This window comes from Candidatus Pantoea deserta (assembly GCF_003813865.1).
GTDB lineage: Bacteria > Pseudomonadota > Gammaproteobacteria > Enterobacterales > Enterobacteriaceae > Pantoea > Pantoea deserta.
In genome coordinates this window covers 22,798-42,230 of the sequence record NZ_RMVG01000024.1, presented here as the reverse complement: position 1 = coordinate 42,230, position 19,433 = coordinate 22,798, and the positions used below count along the sequence as shown (strand labels likewise).

The following is a 19,433-nucleotide window of genomic DNA, read 5'->3' as shown; positions in this document are numbered from 1 at the left end:
GTTATATATCCGTAATCTGAATGCTTTTAATTAGAAGACGAGAACAACTAAATGCCTATTAAATCCGCACAGGGATCGCCGCGTCTTTCAACATTATCTCTTGCCGTTATGCTTTGCTTAATGACAACTGAGGCGGCACACGCTGACGCTCAGTCATCGGATACCTCTTCCGCTACAATGAGTAATCAGAAGCAGGATACGATGACGGTTACGGCATCGGGTTTCGATGAAGATGTGACTAAAGCAGCGGCATCAGTTACCGTGATTAGTAATAAAACTATCCACGCTCGCGCTTATTATAATGTCCTGGATGTCTTAAAAGATGTGCCCGGCGTTTATGTGACAGGCGGCGTAGGATCAGAAGAAATTACCATGCGCGGTATGGCCAGTGACTATACGCTACTGCTGGTAGATGGCAAAAAAGTGGATGTACGTGAAAGCCAGGCGGAAACCACTACAACAGGTTATCAGTTCCTGCCCGGCATTGAAGCGATAGATCATATTGAAGTCATTCGTGGTCCGGCATCGTCTTTATATGGCTCCGACGCTATCGGCGGCGTTATTAATATCATCACTAAACGGGCAAACCGGCGCGCCTGGCATGGGTCGGTTACCGCGGGTACGACGATTCAGGAACACAGCCGCTCCGGTAATATCAGTCAAACCAGCGCGCATGTTGCCGGTCCGCTGATTGAAGACACGTTGAGTATGAAAGCCGACGGGACTTTCCAGCAGCGCAATGAAGATGACTATGATGGCGGAGCGGCGAAAAATAAACTTGAAAACGGCTCGTTGGGTTTTACCTGGACGCCTGATATCAACAATATTTTTGATTTCGACGTTTCCAGAGCCATACAGGAACAATTAGCGACGCCGAAAACCTCTGGCGGTACGACTAATCATACCTACACCCGTAATAACTACACGCTGAGCCATAAAGGTTATTATGGTGCGCTGGAAACGAACTCCTATGCCCAGATCGAAGACTCGACCAACTCCAGCAGCAATATCACCGGCAGGAATACCACGCTCAACACCCTGGAGAAGCTCTATATTGGTGACAGCCATACCTTCTCTTTCGGGGGCATGTTCCTCAATGAAGAAATTAAAGACGCCAATAATGTGATCAAAACGGAAAGCGGCTCGCCTGATTCCAGTCTGAGCCGTAACAGCTGGGCGTTAACTGCCGAGGATCGCTGGAATGTCGTGGATCCCTTTGATCTGGTGCCGTCAATTCGCCTTGATGAAAATGAAAAATTTGGCTCTCACGTCACGCCCAAGTTATATGGCGTATGGAGTATCAGCCCACAGTGGACAGCGAAAGGCGGGATTTCCGGCGGCTATAAAAACCCGACATTAAGGCAGTCTGCCTCTAACTGGGCTGATTCAGCGGGTTCGGGACACAGGGACGGCGTCAGTATTGGTAACCCGGATCTTAAACCCGAGACCAGTACCAACTACGAGCTATCGCTTAACTGGGACGGCGGGGAGATGAAAGCCGGCGTGACGGGCTTTTACAGTAAATTCCACAACAAAATCGAGCTGGAAACGCTCTGTACAGGCGATGCAGGAAGCTATGCATGCAGCTATAACGGCGAAAAATATGACTTTGTCTCCTCTTATTACAACGTCAGTAAAGCGATGATGCGCGGCATCGAATCGACTTTTTCCTGGGATATCTTAAGCAACCTGCATCTGAACACGTCCTACACCTATACCGAAACCAAACAGCTTTCGGGAGAGTATTCCGGTCAGCCGCTTAATCAGCAGCCTAAACACCTGATTAGCGCGCGGCTGGATTATGATTATTCTCCAAACATTAGCCCGTGGCTGCGCGTTTATTATCGCGGCAAAACCTCTGAGCATTATGCCGGCAATTCCCGTTCATCAATGACGGAAGGTTATCCTTCCTACTCGCTGGTTGATTTAGGCGTAAATTTCAGGCTAACGCCGGAAGTAAAACTTAATACCAGTGTCTCTAACCTGTTTGATAAATATATCGACAGTGATACCTATGGCGGCAATGTGGATGGCCGACGTTATAACGTCAGCCTGACATACAACTTCTGATCCCCCGGACGCATGGCACAGCGTCAGGCGTCCAGTAAGAGGCAAAATAATGAAAAAATCGATTTATAACCGTTTTCCGTTAAAAACCGTGCTGGCATTACTGTTGAGCAGCGTAGCAACATCTGGCTTCGCTGACGGCAACCTTATCAGAAAGCCCGTTGCCGTTGGGGCCTATGAAATGATTTATGATCAGGGTCATCATTCAGTTTTCATTGCCACCACGCAAAGCCGAGATGAAGAGGGCGGCGTGGTTTATGAACTTGACGCGAAAACCCTTGAGGTGATTAAAGCAATTAAAACTGCGCAAAAACCTTTTGGGGCCGCCATTAATAACCGCACTCATACTGCTTATTTCGGCGGCAGCATTGATGGCTCGCTTATTGCTGTCGATATGGATAGCGGCAAAGTGAAGAATATATTGACGCTGGTTCCCCAGTCACATTCCAGGAAAAACCCGGCAGGCGAACATGCCGCGCCCGCAGGTAAAAAAGGAGGGGATGAGATGAAGAAGCGCGACGACCACAGACCGCCAGCGCCTCGTGAACTGACCGTCGATGAGCAAACCAACATGATCTATGTCAGCGGCGTCAACCGCGACGACAGTGTACTCTGGATCGTTGACGGCGATTCGCTGACGCTGAAACAGACGCTGCACGGTTTGGGCAAACTGAACACGGGTCTGGCGCTGGACAGCAGCAGGCATCGTCTCTATACCAGCAATGCGGGCGGCGAATTTATCACCTTCGACACCCAGGCCGAAAAAATCCTTTCCCGCACAAAAATTGTTGATGACGGGCAGGAGCATTTATTGATGAATATCGCCCTGGATAAGAAAGGGCACAGGGCGTTTATTGCCGATAATAAAGCTGCAACCCTTTTAGTTGTGGATACGGATAATGGCAAGGTGACGCATCGTATTAATGCGCCTGAATCACTCAGCGTCCTTTTTAACCCTCAGCGTAATGAAATCTATGCCGCGCACCGTAATGCTGGCGGCGTGAGCGTTATTGACGGTAACAGTTATAAGCTATTAAATACTATTCAGTTACCCGTTCACCCCAACAGCCTGGCGCTTGCGCCGCAGGAAAATGCACTGTTCGTCAGCGTTAAGCAGGAAGCCGGCCACGGCAGACCGGCCAGCGCGCCTGATGATATTGTGCGTATCAGCCTGAATTAACGTCAGTAGCGCCCGTTCCGTTTTTTGCCGCAGCGGGCGCTATCTTTTTAGGCAGCGCGATTCTGGCAATCAGGCCAGAGGGTAAGGCATTGATTAACTCGAATGTGCCGCCATGCAGTTTGATAATCTCATTCACGATCGACAAACCTAAACCGGCGCTGCCTTTTCTTTCACCGCGAGCAACATCCAGACGGAAAAAGGGTTCCTTGACCTTTTCCAGCATCTCTTCAGAAATGCCTGGACCATCATCCTGAATCATAATCACCACCTGGTCCGCATCCTGCGAAGCGCGCAGGCAAATCTGAGTGCCATGAGCCGCAGCATTATCAATGAGATTAGTCAGTACGCGTTGTATGGCATCGGGCTTGCAAAAAACCGTCAGCGAAACCGTGCCGCTATAGCGTATCGCGACGCCAGCATCTTCATATTCATCACACAGCGTGCTCATCAGCGCATCGAGATCGACCCACTCAGCCTGTTCTCCATCAGAGCCGGTGCGGATAAAAGAGAGCGCCGTGCCGATAAGCTTGTTCATCAGAACAATCTCTTTCACTAATTTCTCGCGGGCGGGTTGCGGCAATGCGGTGTCAGCGTAAAGTCGCATTCGGGTCAACGGCGTACGCAGATCATGGCTGATGGCGGCGAGCATCTGGGTACGGCTCTGCATAGAATGTGCGATGCGTTCCTGCATCAGATTAAAAGTCCGTGCGACTCGTCTGATTTCGAGCGGGCCTTCTTCCTTAACGGGCGTCACCGTCATGTCGCGGCTGAACAGATCCGTTTTTTCCGACAGCCTGCGGAGCGGGCTGATAATACGCGCAATAGCCCAGACAGACATCACAGCAATGCCGGTTAATAAAAATAACAACGCGCAAAAGGTAGGAAAAGTGAACCGGGTTGGCTCTCTGCCGATATTGGCTATTCGCGCTTCAAGGTAGTTGCCACCCATTTTTATAATGACCTGAATATCTTTGCGTGGGTCCTGAGCGTTACAAGCATAGACTTCAACCCGGCTTTTGCCCTCAAGTTCATAAGAGAGGGTTCGGGTCAAATCCCAGGTATTAAAGGTCTGCGTTTTGCATCGCTGAAGCCGTGAGGTCCACCTGAAGGCGATCCCATCGGCGCGCTGGGCTGCCTGAAGAATAGCGTCTCGATGCGCGGGCTGGGTCTCCTGAAGAATTTTCACCAGACTGCCGACGCGGTAAGTGGTCTGCCAAGGCCATGGAGGACCTGGCGGGCCTTTAGGTACAAACAGCAGCGTACAAAGAACAAAAAAGGTAATGATCGTTGAGCAGGAAATGATGATTAAAATATGACCGAGCGTGGTCGAAAAAAACTGGCGCATCAGAGGCTACGCACATTTGGCCGGAACATATAACCATTGCTCCTCAAGGTTTGTATGAACTCTTCATCCGGAATGTTACTCACCAGCTTTCTTCGTAACCGGCTTATCAGTAAATCGATGGAACGCATTGAAGTAGAGGTTATGTCTCCGCGCGTCAGTTCAATAAGATCTTCACGTGAAATCACTTTTTTTGCATGCTGACACAGCACCAAAAGAAGGTCGGTTTCGCTGGCAGTAAGGGTCCTGCGAACATTATCAGGACCGCGGACGTAACGCCTTAAAGGATAAAATGTGAACTCCGAAAACTCTAAAACAGGCTCGCCAGGATTTTTTTTAACGGCAGGCGCTGCATTATCAAATCGTCGCATTACGGCGCGTATGCGGGCAAGCAATACGTTCAGATCAAATGGCTTAACCACATAGTCATCTGCGCCTAACTCCAGACCCACAACATTGTCTATCGGATCATCAAGAGCAGTCACCATGATAACAGGGGTATTGTCGGTTGCCCGGAGGCGTTGAAAAAAATCCAGACCACTTTCGCCAGGTAGCATTAGGTCAAGTAAAATCAACGCAGGCGTATTTTTCTTCAGCCACAAACGGGCAAATTCTGCCGACTCGCAGATCGCTGGCGCGTATCCTTTTGAACGCAGAAATGCAGCCAGAGAACAACTTATCTCCTGGTCATCCTCAATAATTAAAATACTGTTATCAGTCATTTTAAGCCGTAGTTAGACATTATCAGTTAATTCAAAGAGTCATTATCTTATCATGGAATGATAATCATTTGCATTATGATCAATGTAAGGTCATAGCTCAAATGGACAGAGAGGATACAGGCCGCCATGGGGCTTGCGTGCTTGCTACTTTAGACAAGATGATACTCGGCACTTACATTGTAAGGTGCAGCTGTACAGCTCATGAGCCATTTTCAGCTGGGCGCATAGCTGACACAATTCAAAAACATATCGACAAATCCATTTTACAACCCCATTTTGCCTAAGGTTCGCCTGTAGAGACAGGCAAGCAAAAGATAAGTGTTTAGCTTACCAAACTGGTCAGGCGGGCGAGCAGTACGCAGTCAGCCTTTATATGCCGCCAGCAGTATGAATGCGCCAGAGGAAGCCGCATGTTGCACCAGAGTTGTATGGTGCCGAGCCGGTTCTGTTCTGACTAATTTCACCAGTGCCCGTGCGAATAAAACCTGATCACCTGGATGAAACGTAAATTATATAGTCTTCATCAACTGATTTTTATGCCTCCTGAGAATCAGATCAAATTAAAGAAGGCCATAAAAAGAGAAGGGTAAGACAAAGGTTGATTAATATCCGAATCCGGAAGTTGCATAAATTTTATTAGCTCTCTGCCACCAGCCCGTACTTATCGCTACACGGGTCGAGATCATTCTGGCCTTGAGAGAGTTTTATGATCAGGCAGTCGCGGCGCAAAGGCCTTATCCTCTCTGGTCTCAACCAGACGCCCGCTTGTCGGTTAAGGTTTGCCGCCTGCGTATAGAGTCCCGATCGCAAATGTGTTTATATACCTTAACCTTAAAGACCGTGAATAGTTGCTATGAATCCAAGGGACACTATTGTCAGAGAGTTCAATAGCTTGTCGGCTGAGCTACAGCGTGCCGCCGAATTTTCTCTGCAAAATACTAATCAGCTTGTGGTGCTCTCTATGCGTGCCTTCGCCGTTGAAGCTGGCGTCAAACCCGCTACGCTGCTGCGGTTAGCGCAACGACTGGGTTACCAGGGCTGGGGCGAACTCAAGGACGCTTTCATTGATGACATCGGACTGCGTAATGATACATACGTATCCAAAGCCGAGAAACTGATCGCCAAAGGCACCCAGCCGCAACTGTATGAAGAGGTGTTCCAGGCGCACCAGGCGAATCTTGCCTTTACGCAAAATGAAAATCATCAGGCCATGGAGCAAGCCGTGTCGCTGCTGGATGCGGCAGATAATGTCTACATTTGCGGCTTTCGCGCCAGTTTTCCTATTGCCTGGTCGCTGTTTTATGTCTACCGGCTGTTTAATCGACAGGTGTCATTAATTGACGGGCTGGCGAGCAACATCGAGGTGTTCACCCGTGAATTAACGGCACAGGATTGCGTATTACTCACCAGTTTTGCTCCCTACTCACGTGAGTCGCTTAATGTGTTAAATGCGGCGCGGCAGGCGGGCGCGACCATTATTGCCATCACCGACTCGCCCGTCTCACCCTTAGCGCAGGCCGCCGACTGCACGCTGCTGTTCTCTGTCGACAGCCCGTCGTTTTTCCCTTCAGTGGTTTCCGGCATGGGGCTGGCGGAGTGTTTGCTGGCGATGCTGGTGGCCCGCCACGGTCGGGATGCCGTCAACAAAATCGAGAACGCCGAACGCTATCTGATTGAATCGGGCGCCTATGTCGGTCTGCCCGACGCCGGTAAATGATTCATTTGTATCTGCCATAAGAAAATTGAATTCATTTGAATCATTATTGCATTGACGTGATTCAAATGGATCCTGCAAGATGCGCTGTATTAATACAGCGTATCCAGGAGCAGGACCCATCATGAGCCATATCATTCACCGCAGTTTGCGCAGCACGCCTTCTGTAGCGACTCGCGCGCAAGGGGCGTACATTTTTGACGCACAGGGAAAACAGTATCTTGATGCCTGCGGTGGCGCCGCCGTTTCCTGCTTAGGGCACGCCCATCCTGATGTGCTGGCCGCGATGCACCGCCAGATCGATCAACTGGCCTATGCCCATACCAGTTTTTTCACCACTGACACCGTAGAACAGCTTGCCGATCAGTTAACGCGCACGGCGCCTGGCGATCTCAATTACGCGTATTTCGTTTCGGGCGGTTCGGAAGCGGTTGAAACCGCACTCAAGCTGGCGCGTCAGTATTTTGTTGAGATCGGTCAGCCTGCGCGCACCAGATTTATCGCTCGCAAACAGAGCTACCACGGCAATACCCTTGGCGCGCTGGCCGTGGGTGGCAACGAATGGCGCCGTCGCCAGTTTGCCCCTTTGCTTATTGACGTCATCCGCGTGTCAGCCTGCAATGAGTATCGCGACCGCCGCGCTGATGAAACGCAGCAGCAATATACCTGCCGTCTGCTTAATGAGCTGGAACAAGCCATTATTGAAGCGGGTCCAGAAACCATTATTGGTTTCTGTGCGGAAACCGTGGTGGGCGCCACAACCGGCGCCACTCCTCCAACTCCAGGCTATCTGAAGGGAGTACGCAACCTGTGCGACAAATACGGCATTCTGTATATCGCGGATGAAGTGATGTGTGGCATGGGACGCACTGGCACGCTGCATGCGTTTGAGCAGGATGATGTGGTGCCCGATCTGGTGACCATCGCTAAGGGGTTAGGGGGCGGCTATCAGCCAATCGGCGCGGTACTGGCGAGCGAGAAGATTGTCTCAGCGCTGCAAGCCGGCAGCGGTCTGTTTCAACACGGGCACACTTACATTTGTCACGCGACTGCCGCCGCCGCTGCACTGGCGGTGCAGCAGGTGATTACGCGCGACAATTTACTACAGGCGGTCAGAGAGCAGGGCGCCTACCTGCAAAATGCACTGCGTGAGGTGCTGGGCGAATTACCGCATGTGGGTAATACGCGCGGACGCGGGTTGTTTGCGGGCGTTGAGCTGGTACGCGACAAAGAAAGCAAAGCTCCCTTCGATCCTGCCCTGAAACTGCATGCGGCGATCAAAGCAAACTGTATGTCACGCGGGCTGATGGTTTATCCGATGGGCGGAACGATTGACGGGCAATATGGCGACCACATCTTAATCGCGCCGCCGTTTATCATCACGCCCAGCCAACTCGACTTTGTGGTAGACACCCTGTACACCGTGATTCGCGAAGAGACGGGCAAGTTATGATAAATCGGTTACCGCCGCTGGCGGAGCATGAGTGGGACGAGCAGCAACGTCCATTAGCAGAAGAGATTATCAACGGGCCACGCGGTGCGCTGCTGCCGCCTTTCGAGCCGCTGCTGCGCAGCCCTGAGCTGATGGCTCATGCGCAACGCATGGGCGAATACCTGCGCTATCGCAGTGCGCTGGGGCAGCGACTGTCGGAACTGGCGATTTTGATGACCGCACGGCACTGGTCGCAGCCGGTGGAATGGGCAATTCATGCGCCAATAGCGCGTGAGAAGGGCATTTCTGCCGCGGCGGTGCAGGCGATTAATGAAAAGCGCCTGCCAGAGGATCTGCAACCGGATGAGTGGGTGATTTATCACTTTTGCCAGCAGTTACATCAGCAGCAAAAGGTCAGTGACACCACCTGGCAGCAGGCTATCGCGTTATGGGGCGAAAAGGGGGTAGTCGATCTGATTGGAATAAACGGTTATTACAGTTTTCTCTCGATGGTAATGAACGGCGCACAGACGCCGGTACCCGACACTCGGGATAATATTATCCCCGCATAAGTTATCGTATTAATCCGGGCGCATGAGCGTGCGCCCTGCTTATCAACAGGTTTTATTTTCCACTCCCGCCGATTTATTGCGCCGGGTGACATTCATGCACGCTATTTTACTGACGCTGAGGGTTATTATGTCTGGATTTTTGACGAAATTAAAAGTTACGCTGGCGCTGGTCGCTTGCTCCGCCAGTTTTGTGGCAGCGGCTCAGGATAAATTAACGGTTGGGGTAGATACCGCTTTTGTTCCATTTGAATTTAAACAGGGCGACAAATACGTCGGCTTTGATATTGATCTATGGGACGCCATCGCCAAAAAAATGAATGTCAGCTACGAATTACGTCCGATGGATTTCGGTGGGCTGATCCCTGGTTTGCAATCACGTAATCTGGATGTGGCGATGGCGGGTATTACCATTACCGATGCGCGCAAACAGGTGGTGGATTTCAGTGAGGGTTATTATGACGCTGATTTATTAATGGCGGTTAAAAGCAGTGATAACGCCATTACCCGGTTCAGTGATTTAGCAGGGAAAAAAGTGGGTCTGAAGCAGGGCACGGCGGCCGCCAGCTTTATGAAAAGTAAATACAAGGCGAACTATGTCGAATTTCCGAATATCGATAACGCCTATCTTGATTTGCAGGCAGGCAACCTGGATGCCGTGGTTCATGATTCGCCCAATGTGCTCTATTACGTAAAAACAGCAGGCGACGGCAAGGTGAAGTCCACGGGCGAGACGGACAGCATTCTGCCGCAGCAGTATGGCTTTGCAATGCAGAAAAACAGCAGCCTGACGTCAAAGGTCAATGCCGCTCTCCAGGCGCTGCGTGCGGACGGTACCTACAACATGATTTACCTGAAGTGGTTTGCTAAGCAGCCAAAATGATTCCGCCGGGTCGGCCAGCGCCGACCTCATTGCCTCTGAACGGATAGAATGATGAACTTTGAAAGTAAATATATCTGGGAATCCCTGCCGTTGTTATTGCAGGGATTACAGTTGACGCTGGTTATTTCGTTGTCAGGCCTGTTAGGGGGTTTTATTATCGGCTTGCTGGCGGGAGCCTGCCGTGCATTAGGTGGTAAAATATCAAAAACCGTATCGCTGGTGTTCGTTGAGTTAATTCGCGGCACGCCGATTATGGTGCAGGTGATGTTTATTTACTTCGCCTTGCCTATGATATTGCCGGTTCGCATTGATCCAGTAACAGCAGCTGTTGTGACCATTGTGATTAATTCTGGCGCTTATATTGCTGAAATCACCCGTGGAGCGATTCTCTCGATTAATAAAGGTTTTAAAGAGGCCAGCCTGGCTATGGGATTATCACAACGCAGTACGCTCCGGCATGTCATTATGCCGCTGGCGTTACGCCGAATGATCCCTGCGCTAGGTAATCAGTGGATTATCAGTATTAAAGACACGTCGCTGTTTATTGTTATCGGCGTGGCGGAATTAACGCGTCAGGGGCAGGAAATTATTGCAGGTAATTTCCGGGCGCTTGAAGTCTGGACCGCAGTGGCAATGATTTATCTGCTGGTGACGCTATGCCTGAGCTTTCTGCTAAAACAACTGGAGAAAAGGATCCATATTTTATGAGTATGGTTGAATTTAACGCGGTATCGAAAAATTTTGGCACGACTCAGGTGCTGCACAATATCAATTTAAAAATTGAAGCCGGCGAAGTCGTGGTGATCATTGGTCCCTCCGGCTCGGGTAAATCGACGCTGTTGCGCTGCATCAACAAGCTGGAGGAGATTTCCTCCGGCACGCTGCTGGTGGCGGGTATGCATATTACCGATCCTCACGCCAGCGAGTGCGACATTCGCCGTGAAGCGGGCATGGTGTTTCAGCAGTTTCATCTGTTTCCCCATCTGACCGCGCTGGAGAATGTGATGTTTGGTCCGGTTCGCGTGCGCAAACAGAGCAAAGCCGCCGCCCGTGAAGAGGCGCTGGCGCTGCTGGAGCGCGTTGGCTTACGCGATCGAGCCACTCATTATCCGTCAGAACTCTCTGGCGGTCAGCAGCAGCGCGTCGCCATTGCCAGAGCGTTAGCAGTGAAACCAAAAATGATGCTCTTTGATGAGCCGACCTCAGCGCTGGACCCCGAATTGCGTCATGAGGTGCTCAAAGTGATGCGCTCGCTGGCCGAAGAGGGCATGACCATGGTGATTGTGACCCACGAGATTGGCTTCGCCCGCGATGTGGCGTCACGGTTGATCTTTATTGACGGCGGCACCATTGCTGAAGATGGCTCACCTGATATGCTGCTGACTTCCAGTTGCAACCCGCGCCTGAAAGAATTTCTGCAACACGTCTCCTGAATAGTAGTGATTAAGAAAATGAAAAAACTTGAAATCCGTGGTTCCGCTTTTTCTGTAGGTCAACAGCTTGGTGCCTTTGGCCGTGAAGCCTGGCATGCCAGGCTGACGCAAACGGCGCTGTGGAAAACCGTTACCGCTATGAAAGCCGCAGAACAGACCCAATACATGCGCGCACGCGTTCAGAGTCAGTATCCACTGATCTGGCAAGAGCTGGAAGGATTAGCCGCAGGTCTGGAGGCATCCATCGATGAGGTGTTTGCGTGGAACTGTCGTGGCGATTTGGTGCGTTCAACCTCTGATGGCTGTACCACGGTGGCAGGGAGAAGTGCAGAAGGGAAGCTGACAATAGCGCATAATGAAGACGGTTTCCCGCAGTTGCGTAATGACTGCGCCATTGTCAGCATTGTTCCGGATGAGGGGCTGGCGTTTACCAGTTTTGCTTATCCGGGATCGATTTGCGGGCATACATTTGCTGTTAATGAAAAGGGCGTGGTAAATACGGTAAATAACATCCGTGCCTTGCATCGCCCTGCCGGCATGCCGCGCCAGATACTGGCCCGCGCCGCGCTGAATGCGGCAACCCTGGATGAAGCTATCGCCATTCTGACGGCAGTACCGCGTGCCGGTGCGTTTCATCATACGCTGGGCCAAATGGGGGACGATCGTCTCTTTAGCGTTGAAGCCACAGGAACAGGCTGTTCCGTTATGCCGCTGCGAGAGGTTTTCGCCCATGCTAATCATCTGATTCACCCGCAGCTTGATGCGGTTGAGCAGGTGATTACCGACAGTTCAGGCTCACGTCAGCAACGGTTAAATGCATGGCTGAAGACGCAATCGCAACTTGATGATGCGGCGGCACTTGATATTCTCTCCGATCGGCATGACGTCGCGCTCCCGATTTACCGTCTCTCGCCACACGACCCGGATGAGGAGAATACCCTTGCAACGGCCGTTTTTACTCTGGGTATGATGGAAATAGACTGTCAGATATTTACTCTCGATCGTCAAAAAGCCGCTCTACGGTTTGGCAAAAATGAGGTCCCTTTCCTCAAGGAAGAAAAATGTTGATGGCGTGACGCGACAGGAGCGAACCTCTTAGTCTTAGCGCCTCCCTGGGGCTGGAAAATTCAGCCCTGGTAGCAACGTCCGCTTTTGGCGCGCAGGCCAGGGTCCGCTCTGAGCGAGGAGCGGATGTCTGATTGTAATAACTCTTCATGCCATGCCTTATGGTTTTCATGTTCAGGCTTTTTTCTATTTATGCTGCGGTTGAAAATGCCTGAATATGTTCCGATCGTCAGATTTGGCCGTCTACGAAAATTTCCCATAACTCTTCTACAGCGCGGGACATTCTTGCTGCCGGGCGGAAAAGTCTGATGTCTATGGGTACCCAAAGCGCGCTCTCTTTCTTCGCCGCAACGGCAATGAAACCGGCATCAACATCCGGCGCTGCCAGCGTTTCCGGCAGCCATGCGATGCCGTCCCCGGCTCTGACCATGGCCAGCAAGGTGGCAGCCAGATCGGCAGTGAAGGCAATATCCATTCCACGTCTGGCGCGGTTTACCTGCGAGGTGTTGGAAAGGATCCGGCCAAGACCGGATTCAGCCGAATAAGACAGAAAGGGAAATTTTTTGCCGCCTGATGCATGCCAGACAGGCTCGCGGGTTGTCGGATCGCATCTGGAATAAGGTAGTAAAGTTTCCTGTCCTAGCCGAACGCTGAGATATTTCGACTGATCAAGATTAATGTGCATATGAGGATGGTAATAACAAAGCAGAAACTGCGCGTCGCCTTTGTCGATCATGCGCTCGCAGGCACTCAGTGTGTCAGATAGCAGGCGAAAAGAGCCGAAGCGGGCGATTTTTTCGTTATTCCGCATCAGTGCCGGAAAAAAAGAAAATGACAGTGAGTGCGTGGCGGAAAAAATAACGTCCGGTCTGGTTTCTCCTGCGGCCTCTATAGATTCACTTCTCAGGGTGTAAAGCGCGCGAATAAGTTCAGGGATCTGCGTAACGAATACTTCCCCGGCGCGCGTAAGGCTGACGCCCCGACGGTTTCTTTCAAAAAGCGGCGTTCCAAGCCACTCTTCCAGCGAGACAATTCTCCGGCTGAATGCTGGCTGCGTCACATATCGTGAAGCTGCGGCACGAGAGAAATTCAGGGACTGTGCCAGCGCAACACAGTCCTCAAGCCAGGTTAACTCCAGGTGATGCCGATTTTGCATTACAGCCAGCCTCTTTGGCATTAGAACGAAATTTGTTAACTGCTTAGTATGGTGTCAGACAGGACAATAAGGTCCCTGAACACTACGTCAGTGCATTATGTCAATAAATATACGGCATGACATAACACATTGCGTAGGTACTTTAGTGAGATCGTATATGACTGAGAACTGCCGGAGAGAACATGCGTATCCTTGACGTTGTAGAAATTACCAAACCTATTGCTTCCCCTATCCGTAACGCGTATATCGATTTCAGCAAGATGACGGCCAGCCTGGTTGCCGTTGTGACAGATGTTGAGGTAGACGGACGCCGCGTAGTGGGATACGGCTTCAACTCTAACGGTCGTTACGGTCAGGGCGGCCTGATTCGTGAACGTTTCCGTAACCGCATCCTCGAAGCCGAGCCTGGAAGCCTGCTGAATGCCAAAGGCGACAACCTGGATCCGCATCAGATCTGGGACGTCATGATGAGCAATGAAAAGCCGGGCGGTCACGGCGAACGTTCAGTTGCGGTAGGCACGCTGGACATGGCTATCTGGGACGCAACCGCAAAAATCGCTAATAAACCCCTGTTCCGCCTGCTGGCAGAAATGAAGGGTGTTGAGGCTAATCCCCGCGTCTTCGTCTATGCGGCCGGCGGTTATTATTATCCGGGCAAAGACCTGAGCGCGCTGCGTCAGGAAATGCGCGGCTACCTGAATCGCGGTTATAACGTGGTGAAAATGAAAATTGGTGGCGCATCGCTGGAAGAAGACCGCCGTCGTATTGAAGCCGTACTCGAAGAAATTGGCAGCGAAGCGCGTCTTGCCGTTGACGCCAATGGCCGCTTCGATCTGGAAACGGGTATTGCCTATGCGAAAATGCTGCGCGAATACCCACTGTTCTGGTACGAAGAGGTCGGTGACCCACTGGACTACGCTTTACAAGCCGCGCTGTCAGAGTTCTACCCTGGCTCAATGGCCACGGGCGAAAACCTCTTCTCTCATCAGGATGCGCGAAACCTGCTGCGCTATGGCGGCATGCGCCCGGATCGCGACTATCTACAGTTTGACTGCGCACTCTCTTATGGTCTGGTTGAATATCTGCGCACGCTTGATGTTCTTGAGCAGTTTGGCTGGTCACCGTCACGCTGCGTCCCTCACGGCGGTCACCAGATGTCCCTGAATATTGCCGCAGGTCTTGGCCTGGGCGGCAATGAAAGTTATCCCGATCTGTTCCAGCCTTACGGCGGTTTCCCTGACTCGGTGAAGGTAGAAGATGGCCATATCATCATGCCGGAACTGCCGGGTATCGGTTTTGAGGGTAAATCAGACCTCATCAAAGAAATGCGCGCTCTGGCTGAATAAGTCCCTGCTGATTTATCGTCTTGCTTAATTTACTCACGCCCTTCCGTTATGCGGAAGGGCGTTGCGGAAAAATATATGAAGCTTTTAAGTTATCTGACGCCTGAAGGCTATAAAAGTTACGGCATTCTGCAGGGTGAGGGCATTATTGATCTGAGAAGCCGGACAGATATTGACACTCCCGATCTGAAAAGTTTTATCAGAGAAAAAGGAGTCGCGGCTGCTGAAGGATATATCCGTCATGAGACGGATTATCAGCTTTCTGATATTACCTTTCTTCCTGTTATTGAAAATCCGGGGAAAATACTTTGTGTTGGCATGAATTATCAGACCAAGCGCACTGAGTTCAGCATTACTTCGGATGCGCCTACCATATTCATCCGGTTCTCTGATTCTCAGACCGCTCATCTGGGCGACATTGTGAAGCCAGCGCTGAGCGACCAGCTCGATTATGAGGGTGAGCTGGTTATCATCATAGGAAAAGCGGGTTCAAACATCTCCGAGCAGGACGCCACAAAGCACATAGCGGGCTATTCCTGTTACATGGATGGCTCCGTGCGTGACTGGCAGCATACCTGGTTCACTGCCGGCAAAAACTGGAGCAAAACTGGTGGGTTCGGTCCCTGGCTGGTTAGCTGTGATGAGGTTCCGGATCCGCAAAAGCTTCAGCTAAAAACCTGGCTTAATGGTGAAATTGTTCAGCAGGACAGCACAGCTAATATGGTTCATTCAATAAGAAAAATTATCAGTTATATGAGCACTTTTACACAGCTTTCTCCGGGTGATGTTATTTTGACTGGCTCGCCAGGCGGTGTTGGTCGTTCACGTAATCCGCAGGTGTTTCTTAATATTGGCGATGTCATTGAAGTTGAAATAGAGTCGGTCGGCCGTCTGACTAATTACGTCGTTGCTGCCTCAAAATAATAAATAATATTTTACCTGACTGATATTCAAAAGGACCTGAAATCAGCATTTCCTCCCCCCTACATCTGTTCTAAATGAGGAAGTTATCATGAGTGGTAATGCTCTGAAAGGTAATACACGTATCGGGAAAAAACGCTGGACAATAATACTCCCGGCAGTATTTATCATGTATACCATTTCTTTCTTCGACCGGGTGAATATAGGCATGGCGCTGCCTCATATTACGGCCGAGATGCGGCTCAGTCCGGTAGAAGCTGGCTGGCTTGGCGGTGCATTTGCATGGGGCTACGTGGCTACGCAGTTTACCGCAGGCTGGCTGGCGCTTCGCTTTGGGTCGCGGAGGATAATTGGCGTTAGCCTGTTTCTGTTTGGTGCCTGCGCCATGCTCACGGGCCTGACGCGTAACTTCGGTGAACTGGTTGCGATCCGTTTCTTGCTGGGGCTCGCTGAAGGGCCGATTCAGGCCGCAACGGCGATGTTTCTTGCTCAGTGGTTTATGAAGCCAGAAAGGGGACGCGCTTTTGGTATCTGGAACCTCAGCCTGGGTGCCGGAGCCTTTCTGGCTGGTCCAATATCGGGCTGGATCCTGGCTCATCATAACTGGCGCATGATGATGGTCATTGAAGGCGCGCCAGCGTGGCTGTTCTGCATCATCTGGTTTTATCTGGTACCCAAAAGTATCCAGGCTGCAAGCTGGCTTAGCGCCGAAGAGCGGGATCATATCCAGAAAGACCTGGCGGCTGAGCAGTCAAACTATGTGAAGGAGAAATCTGACCCGTGGTGGACCATTCTCAAAATTCCGGCACTCTGGCTGATGCTAATTGGCTATTCCCTGCACAGTATGCTGGCCTACGGCTTTACGCTCTGGCTGCCGACGGCACTTAAGGGGTATGGAACGCTCAGCGAATTTATGGTCGGTCTGATCAGCGGAATGCCTTTTCTGATGACCATGGTGGGCATCTGGTATATCACCCGGCGGTCAGATAAATACAACCAGGAACGGCGGCTGCATGCCGCTATACCCACCGTGTTGTGCGGTATCGCGTTGTCAGCCGCGGCCTTTGTTCCGCTGTCTTACTACTGGGTGCAGATAGCCCTGTTCATGTTTGTCGGCCTGACAATGAAGATGCTTGTGCCGCTGGTTTACGTCCGGTTGACGGAAATCCTCCCGACAAAGAAAGCGGTCCCTGCGGTGGCCTTCGTCGGCGCATGCAGTAATTTTATTGGTCAGTTCGGCGGACCGCTTGTTGCTGGCTACCTGAAGCATCTGGGGGGCGGCGCAGACATGACGCTCGCATGGGGCGTGCTGGGTCTGTTCTCAATCGTGGGGGGAGTACTGTTTGCCCTGGCCGTGGGACGTGAGGAAAGCATCTGGAACATCAGGCAGGCATTCCAGGTTTCTTCCCACAGGGCGATCTCCACGCGGGAATAAAACGCAGAGCCTGCCCCTGCGTATGGGGCAGGCATTTTTATAATCGCTGGCGTTTATTAATCAGGAGTGCGATGTGAGGTTATATATCAGAGAGTCTCTGGCGGCCTATACAGGCACCGGGCGCGTACTCAGCAGGGAAAAGCGGATCAGAATCAATCAGGCTATTGGGTCCTGCGGATTTTCAGTGCTCAATCTTGGTGCTTATCTCTCTGGTGCGAATGACGAAGAAAAAGGTGCAACAGCGTTCGCTGTTCAGAGCACCAGAGAACTCTCACGAACCGAGTACAGCATCACGATCAACGACGAAGCGGGGGCCGGGTTTGCGATAGCTAACGAAATAAACAGTGCTTCACTGGTTATGTCTGTCAGTGAAACCATGAATGTCCGCCGGTTTGGTATCAGTCGCACAGCATCGTTCCAACAGTTGCAGGCGGCTGCGGCCGTGCTTAAAAGCGGCGGGATCATGACAGATTTGCAACTCTCAACCGTGTTCGGCTGTCCTTTTGAAGGAAAAATAAACGACGGCATGGTGTTGCAGCTTATCGACTACTTCTGTCTGCAGGGAATAGACGGCGTTACGCTTCGCGATTCATCGGGGGCTGCTTCGCCGGCAGAAACGGCTGCGCTGTGTCGTCGTCTGCGGCAGGACTATCCTCACCTGACCCTTACCCTTCATCTGAGCGATGCCACCGGGCGTGCCGCACAGAATACCTGCGCAGCCGCTGGCGAGGGCGTGACACGTTTTGGTCTGACCGGCAGAGAACTGGCTGTACCGGGAAGTATAAATATGAAACATCTGATTGAGACGTCGTTAAAATATATCGCAGAGATTGAATATTATGGGTTTACAACGGAAATTGACACTGAAAAGCTCAGACAGGTGAGTGAATATGCGTTGCTCACCGAGGTTTGATTTCTAAAAGTTTACACAGAATCTGGCTCGTTTTAAGGAAGATAGTCATTCTTTAGGCCCGCGAGGCTTCACTCTGGTGGCTGAAAGGGATTCTGTGATACCTGAATAATTCAGAGGCGGGCAGGGCGGGAGCGTTAAACGATAGACGAGGCTGCTGATATTCTGTTTATTCACATCAGCCCTCAGCAAAAACCTGAGGGCTCTGTTCAATCATGCTCATTAACCTGCCAGTTAAAGCCGACTACCACGACCTCACTAACGCGTGCAGCCACAGTTTTTACAGGCAGCCCATCCCTGAAGGGGTGTCGGCTTAAAGCAGGCAAGCTCAGACAGCAGGTGACCAGAGGTCGTAGTTCAGCGCATAGCTGCTGCCATCCTGCACCACCTTACCGGTAGTGGGCAGGTTAAAGTGCATGCCGCTGACGGTCAGGTTATCGCTCACCACACGGTCAAGCAGCCTGCTGCGGGCGGCGGCGGCTGCAGCCGGATCGCTGTCGAATGCAATAGTCACGTCAGGCTGCGCAATCTGGATGTGAGGGAAATGGACAATATCGCCCCAGATAAGCAGAGACTCTCTTTCATCGCCCAGCAGATATCCGCTGTGGCCCGGTGTGTGACCAAAGAGTTCTACGGTCTGAATCCCCGGCAGGATGGCTTCCTCGCGGAACGGCACCAGTTTATCGCCATAAGCGTTAAATGCGTTTTTTGCCAGCTCGAAAAAGGGCTTAAATGCATCAGGCGCGCCGGCTGCAATGGTTTCATCGCGCCAGAAGGCGAGCTCTTTTTCATGAATAAAAAGTTGCTGGACATTACGGAACACTGGAGTTTGCAGAGGGCCAGCAAGACCGCCGATATGATCCGGGTGGGCATGAGTCAGTAAAATGGTATCGATAGCGAGTGGGTCAATGCCTGCTGCCGCCAGGGCAACCTGAAGCCGACCGCCCCAGCCATTTATGCCGCCCGCTCCGCTGTCAACCAGAATGGTACGCTCAGGCGTCTGGATGATATAAACGTTGATATTGATACGCGGCAATACTGGCGCGCCCCGCTTCTCAAGCAGTGCCTCAGCACGTGACCCATCGATGCCTGACAGCAGCTCAAAGGATACATCCAGGTAACCATCACTGAGCATGGTCACCGTCATATCGCCCACTTTTTTGCGATTAATGGCCGGTGCCTGCCAGTTCAGTTGTGAAGTCATGCGTTGCTCCGTTGTGATGAAGGGATGACAGGAAAGTGTCTGAACAATAGTATCGGG

The 19,433-nt window shown here is 51.5% G+C and carries 17 protein-coding genes; 13 read left to right on the top strand and 4 right to left on the bottom strand.

What is annotated here, in order from left to right:
• Positions 1 to 51 precede the first annotated feature (51 nt).
• Together BBB56_RS21125 and BBB56_RS21120 are read left to right on the top strand one after the other, a co-directional pair.
• Positions 52 to 2,070, top strand: coding sequence for a TonB-dependent receptor domain-containing protein (locus tag BBB56_RS21125; protein ID WP_123802887.1), 2,019 nt, complete (start codon positions 52 to 54; stop codon positions 2,068 to 2,070).
• A 49-nt stretch (positions 2,071 to 2,119) separates the two neighbouring features.
• Positions 2,120 to 3,247, top strand: coding sequence for a YncE family protein (locus BBB56_RS21120; protein WP_123802886.1), 1,128 nt, complete (start codon positions 2,120 to 2,122; stop codon positions 3,245 to 3,247).
• Here the strand turns inward: BBB56_RS21120 and BBB56_RS21115 are convergent.
• Together BBB56_RS21115 and BBB56_RS21110 are read right to left on the bottom strand one after the other, a co-directional pair.
• On the bottom strand, positions 3,234 to 4,592 hold the full coding sequence (locus BBB56_RS21115) for an ATP-binding protein (RefSeq protein ID WP_123802885.1): 1,359 nt from the start codon (positions 4,590 to 4,592) through the stop codon (positions 3,234 to 3,236). The genes BBB56_RS21120 and BBB56_RS21115 overlap by 14 nt on opposite strands.
• Positions 4,592 to 5,311 carry a response regulator transcription factor gene (locus BBB56_RS21110; RefSeq protein ID WP_123802884.1) on the bottom strand — a complete coding sequence of 240 codons (720 nt, stop codon included), beginning with the start codon at positions 5,309 to 5,311 and terminating at the stop codon, positions 4,592 to 4,594. The genes BBB56_RS21115 and BBB56_RS21110 overlap by 1 nt, the downstream gene beginning before the upstream one ends.
• 853 nt (positions 5,312 to 6,164) lie before the next feature.
• On the opposite strand from BBB56_RS21110, the gene BBB56_RS21105 reads away from it, so the two are divergent.
• The 7 genes from BBB56_RS21105 (at position 6,165) to BBB56_RS21075 (ending at position 12,410) form a co-directional block, all read left to right on the top strand.
• Positions 6,165 to 7,028: a MurR/RpiR family transcriptional regulator gene (locus BBB56_RS21105; protein WP_123802883.1), complete on the top strand. Its 864-nt coding sequence runs from the start codon at positions 6,165 to 6,167 to the stop codon at positions 7,026 to 7,028.
• 121 nt (positions 7,029 to 7,149) lie between these two features.
• A complete protein-coding gene (locus tag BBB56_RS21100; RefSeq protein ID WP_123802882.1) occupies positions 7,150 to 8,478 on the top strand; it encodes an aspartate aminotransferase family protein in 1,329 nt (442 codons plus the stop codon).
• Positions 8,475 to 9,029: a carboxymuconolactone decarboxylase family protein gene (locus BBB56_RS21095; protein ID WP_199756282.1), complete on the top strand. Its 555-nt coding sequence runs from the start codon at positions 8,475 to 8,477 to the stop codon at positions 9,027 to 9,029. Before BBB56_RS21100 ends, BBB56_RS21095 begins: the two co-directional genes overlap by 4 nt.
• Positions 9,030 to 9,156: 127 nt before the next feature.
• Entirely contained in the window at positions 9,157 to 9,909 is a 753-nt protein-coding gene (glnH, locus tag BBB56_RS21090; RefSeq protein WP_123802881.1) for a glutamine ABC transporter substrate-binding protein GlnH, read from the top strand.
• A gap of 51 nt (positions 9,910 to 9,960) precedes the next feature.
• Entirely contained in the window at positions 9,961 to 10,617 is a 657-nt protein-coding gene (gene glnP, locus BBB56_RS21085) for a glutamine ABC transporter permease GlnP (RefSeq protein ID WP_123802909.1), read from the top strand.
• Positions 10,618 to 10,619: 2 nt separating this feature from the next.
• Positions 10,620 to 11,342: a glutamine ABC transporter ATP-binding protein GlnQ gene (glnQ, locus tag BBB56_RS21080; RefSeq protein WP_123802908.1), complete on the top strand. Its 723-nt coding sequence runs from the start codon at positions 10,620 to 10,622 to the stop codon at positions 11,340 to 11,342.
• A gap of 18 nt (positions 11,343 to 11,360) precedes the next feature.
• Positions 11,361 to 12,410 carry a C45 family autoproteolytic acyltransferase/hydrolase gene (locus BBB56_RS21075; RefSeq protein WP_123802880.1) on the top strand — a complete coding sequence of 350 codons (1,050 nt, stop codon included), beginning with the start codon at positions 11,361 to 11,363 and terminating at the stop codon, positions 12,408 to 12,410.
• A gap of 226 nt (positions 12,411 to 12,636) precedes the next feature.
• Here the strand turns inward: BBB56_RS21075 and BBB56_RS21070 are convergent, their stop codons facing one another.
• Positions 12,637 to 13,563 (bottom strand): LysR family transcriptional regulator, encoded by a 927-nt coding sequence (locus BBB56_RS21070; protein WP_123802879.1) that lies wholly within the window; start codon positions 13,561 to 13,563, stop codon positions 12,637 to 12,639.
• Between the two features lie 182 nt (positions 13,564 to 13,745).
• Here BBB56_RS21070 and BBB56_RS21065 point away from each other — a divergent pair, with 182 nt between their 5' ends.
• From BBB56_RS21065 to BBB56_RS21050, 4 genes are all read left to right on the top strand, one after another.
• Positions 13,746 to 14,909, top strand: a complete 1,164-nt coding sequence (locus BBB56_RS21065; protein ID WP_123802878.1) for a mandelate racemase/muconate lactonizing enzyme family protein — start codon at positions 13,746 to 13,748, stop codon at positions 14,907 to 14,909.
• A gap of 75 nt (positions 14,910 to 14,984) precedes the next feature.
• Positions 14,985 to 15,830, top strand: a complete 846-nt coding sequence (locus tag BBB56_RS21060) for a fumarylacetoacetate hydrolase family protein (protein WP_123802877.1) — start codon at positions 14,985 to 14,987, stop codon at positions 15,828 to 15,830.
• A gap of 88 nt (positions 15,831 to 15,918) precedes the next feature.
• Positions 15,919 to 17,262, top strand: a complete 1,344-nt coding sequence (locus tag BBB56_RS21055; protein ID WP_123802876.1) for an MFS transporter — start codon at positions 15,919 to 15,921, stop codon at positions 17,260 to 17,262.
• A gap of 73 nt (positions 17,263 to 17,335) precedes the next feature.
• A complete protein-coding gene (locus BBB56_RS21050) occupies positions 17,336 to 18,175 on the top strand; it encodes a hydroxymethylglutaryl-CoA lyase-like TIM-barrel protein (RefSeq protein ID WP_158673954.1) in 840 nt (279 codons plus the stop codon).
• Between the two features lie 325 nt (positions 18,176 to 18,500).
• Here BBB56_RS21050 and BBB56_RS21045 read toward each other — a convergent pair whose 3' ends face one another.
• Complete coding sequence (locus tag BBB56_RS21045; protein WP_123802874.1) at positions 18,501 to 19,376, bottom strand: MBL fold metallo-hydrolase; 876 nt, start codon at positions 19,374 to 19,376, stop codon at positions 18,501 to 18,503.
• Positions 19,377 to 19,433: the final 57 nt, after the last annotated feature.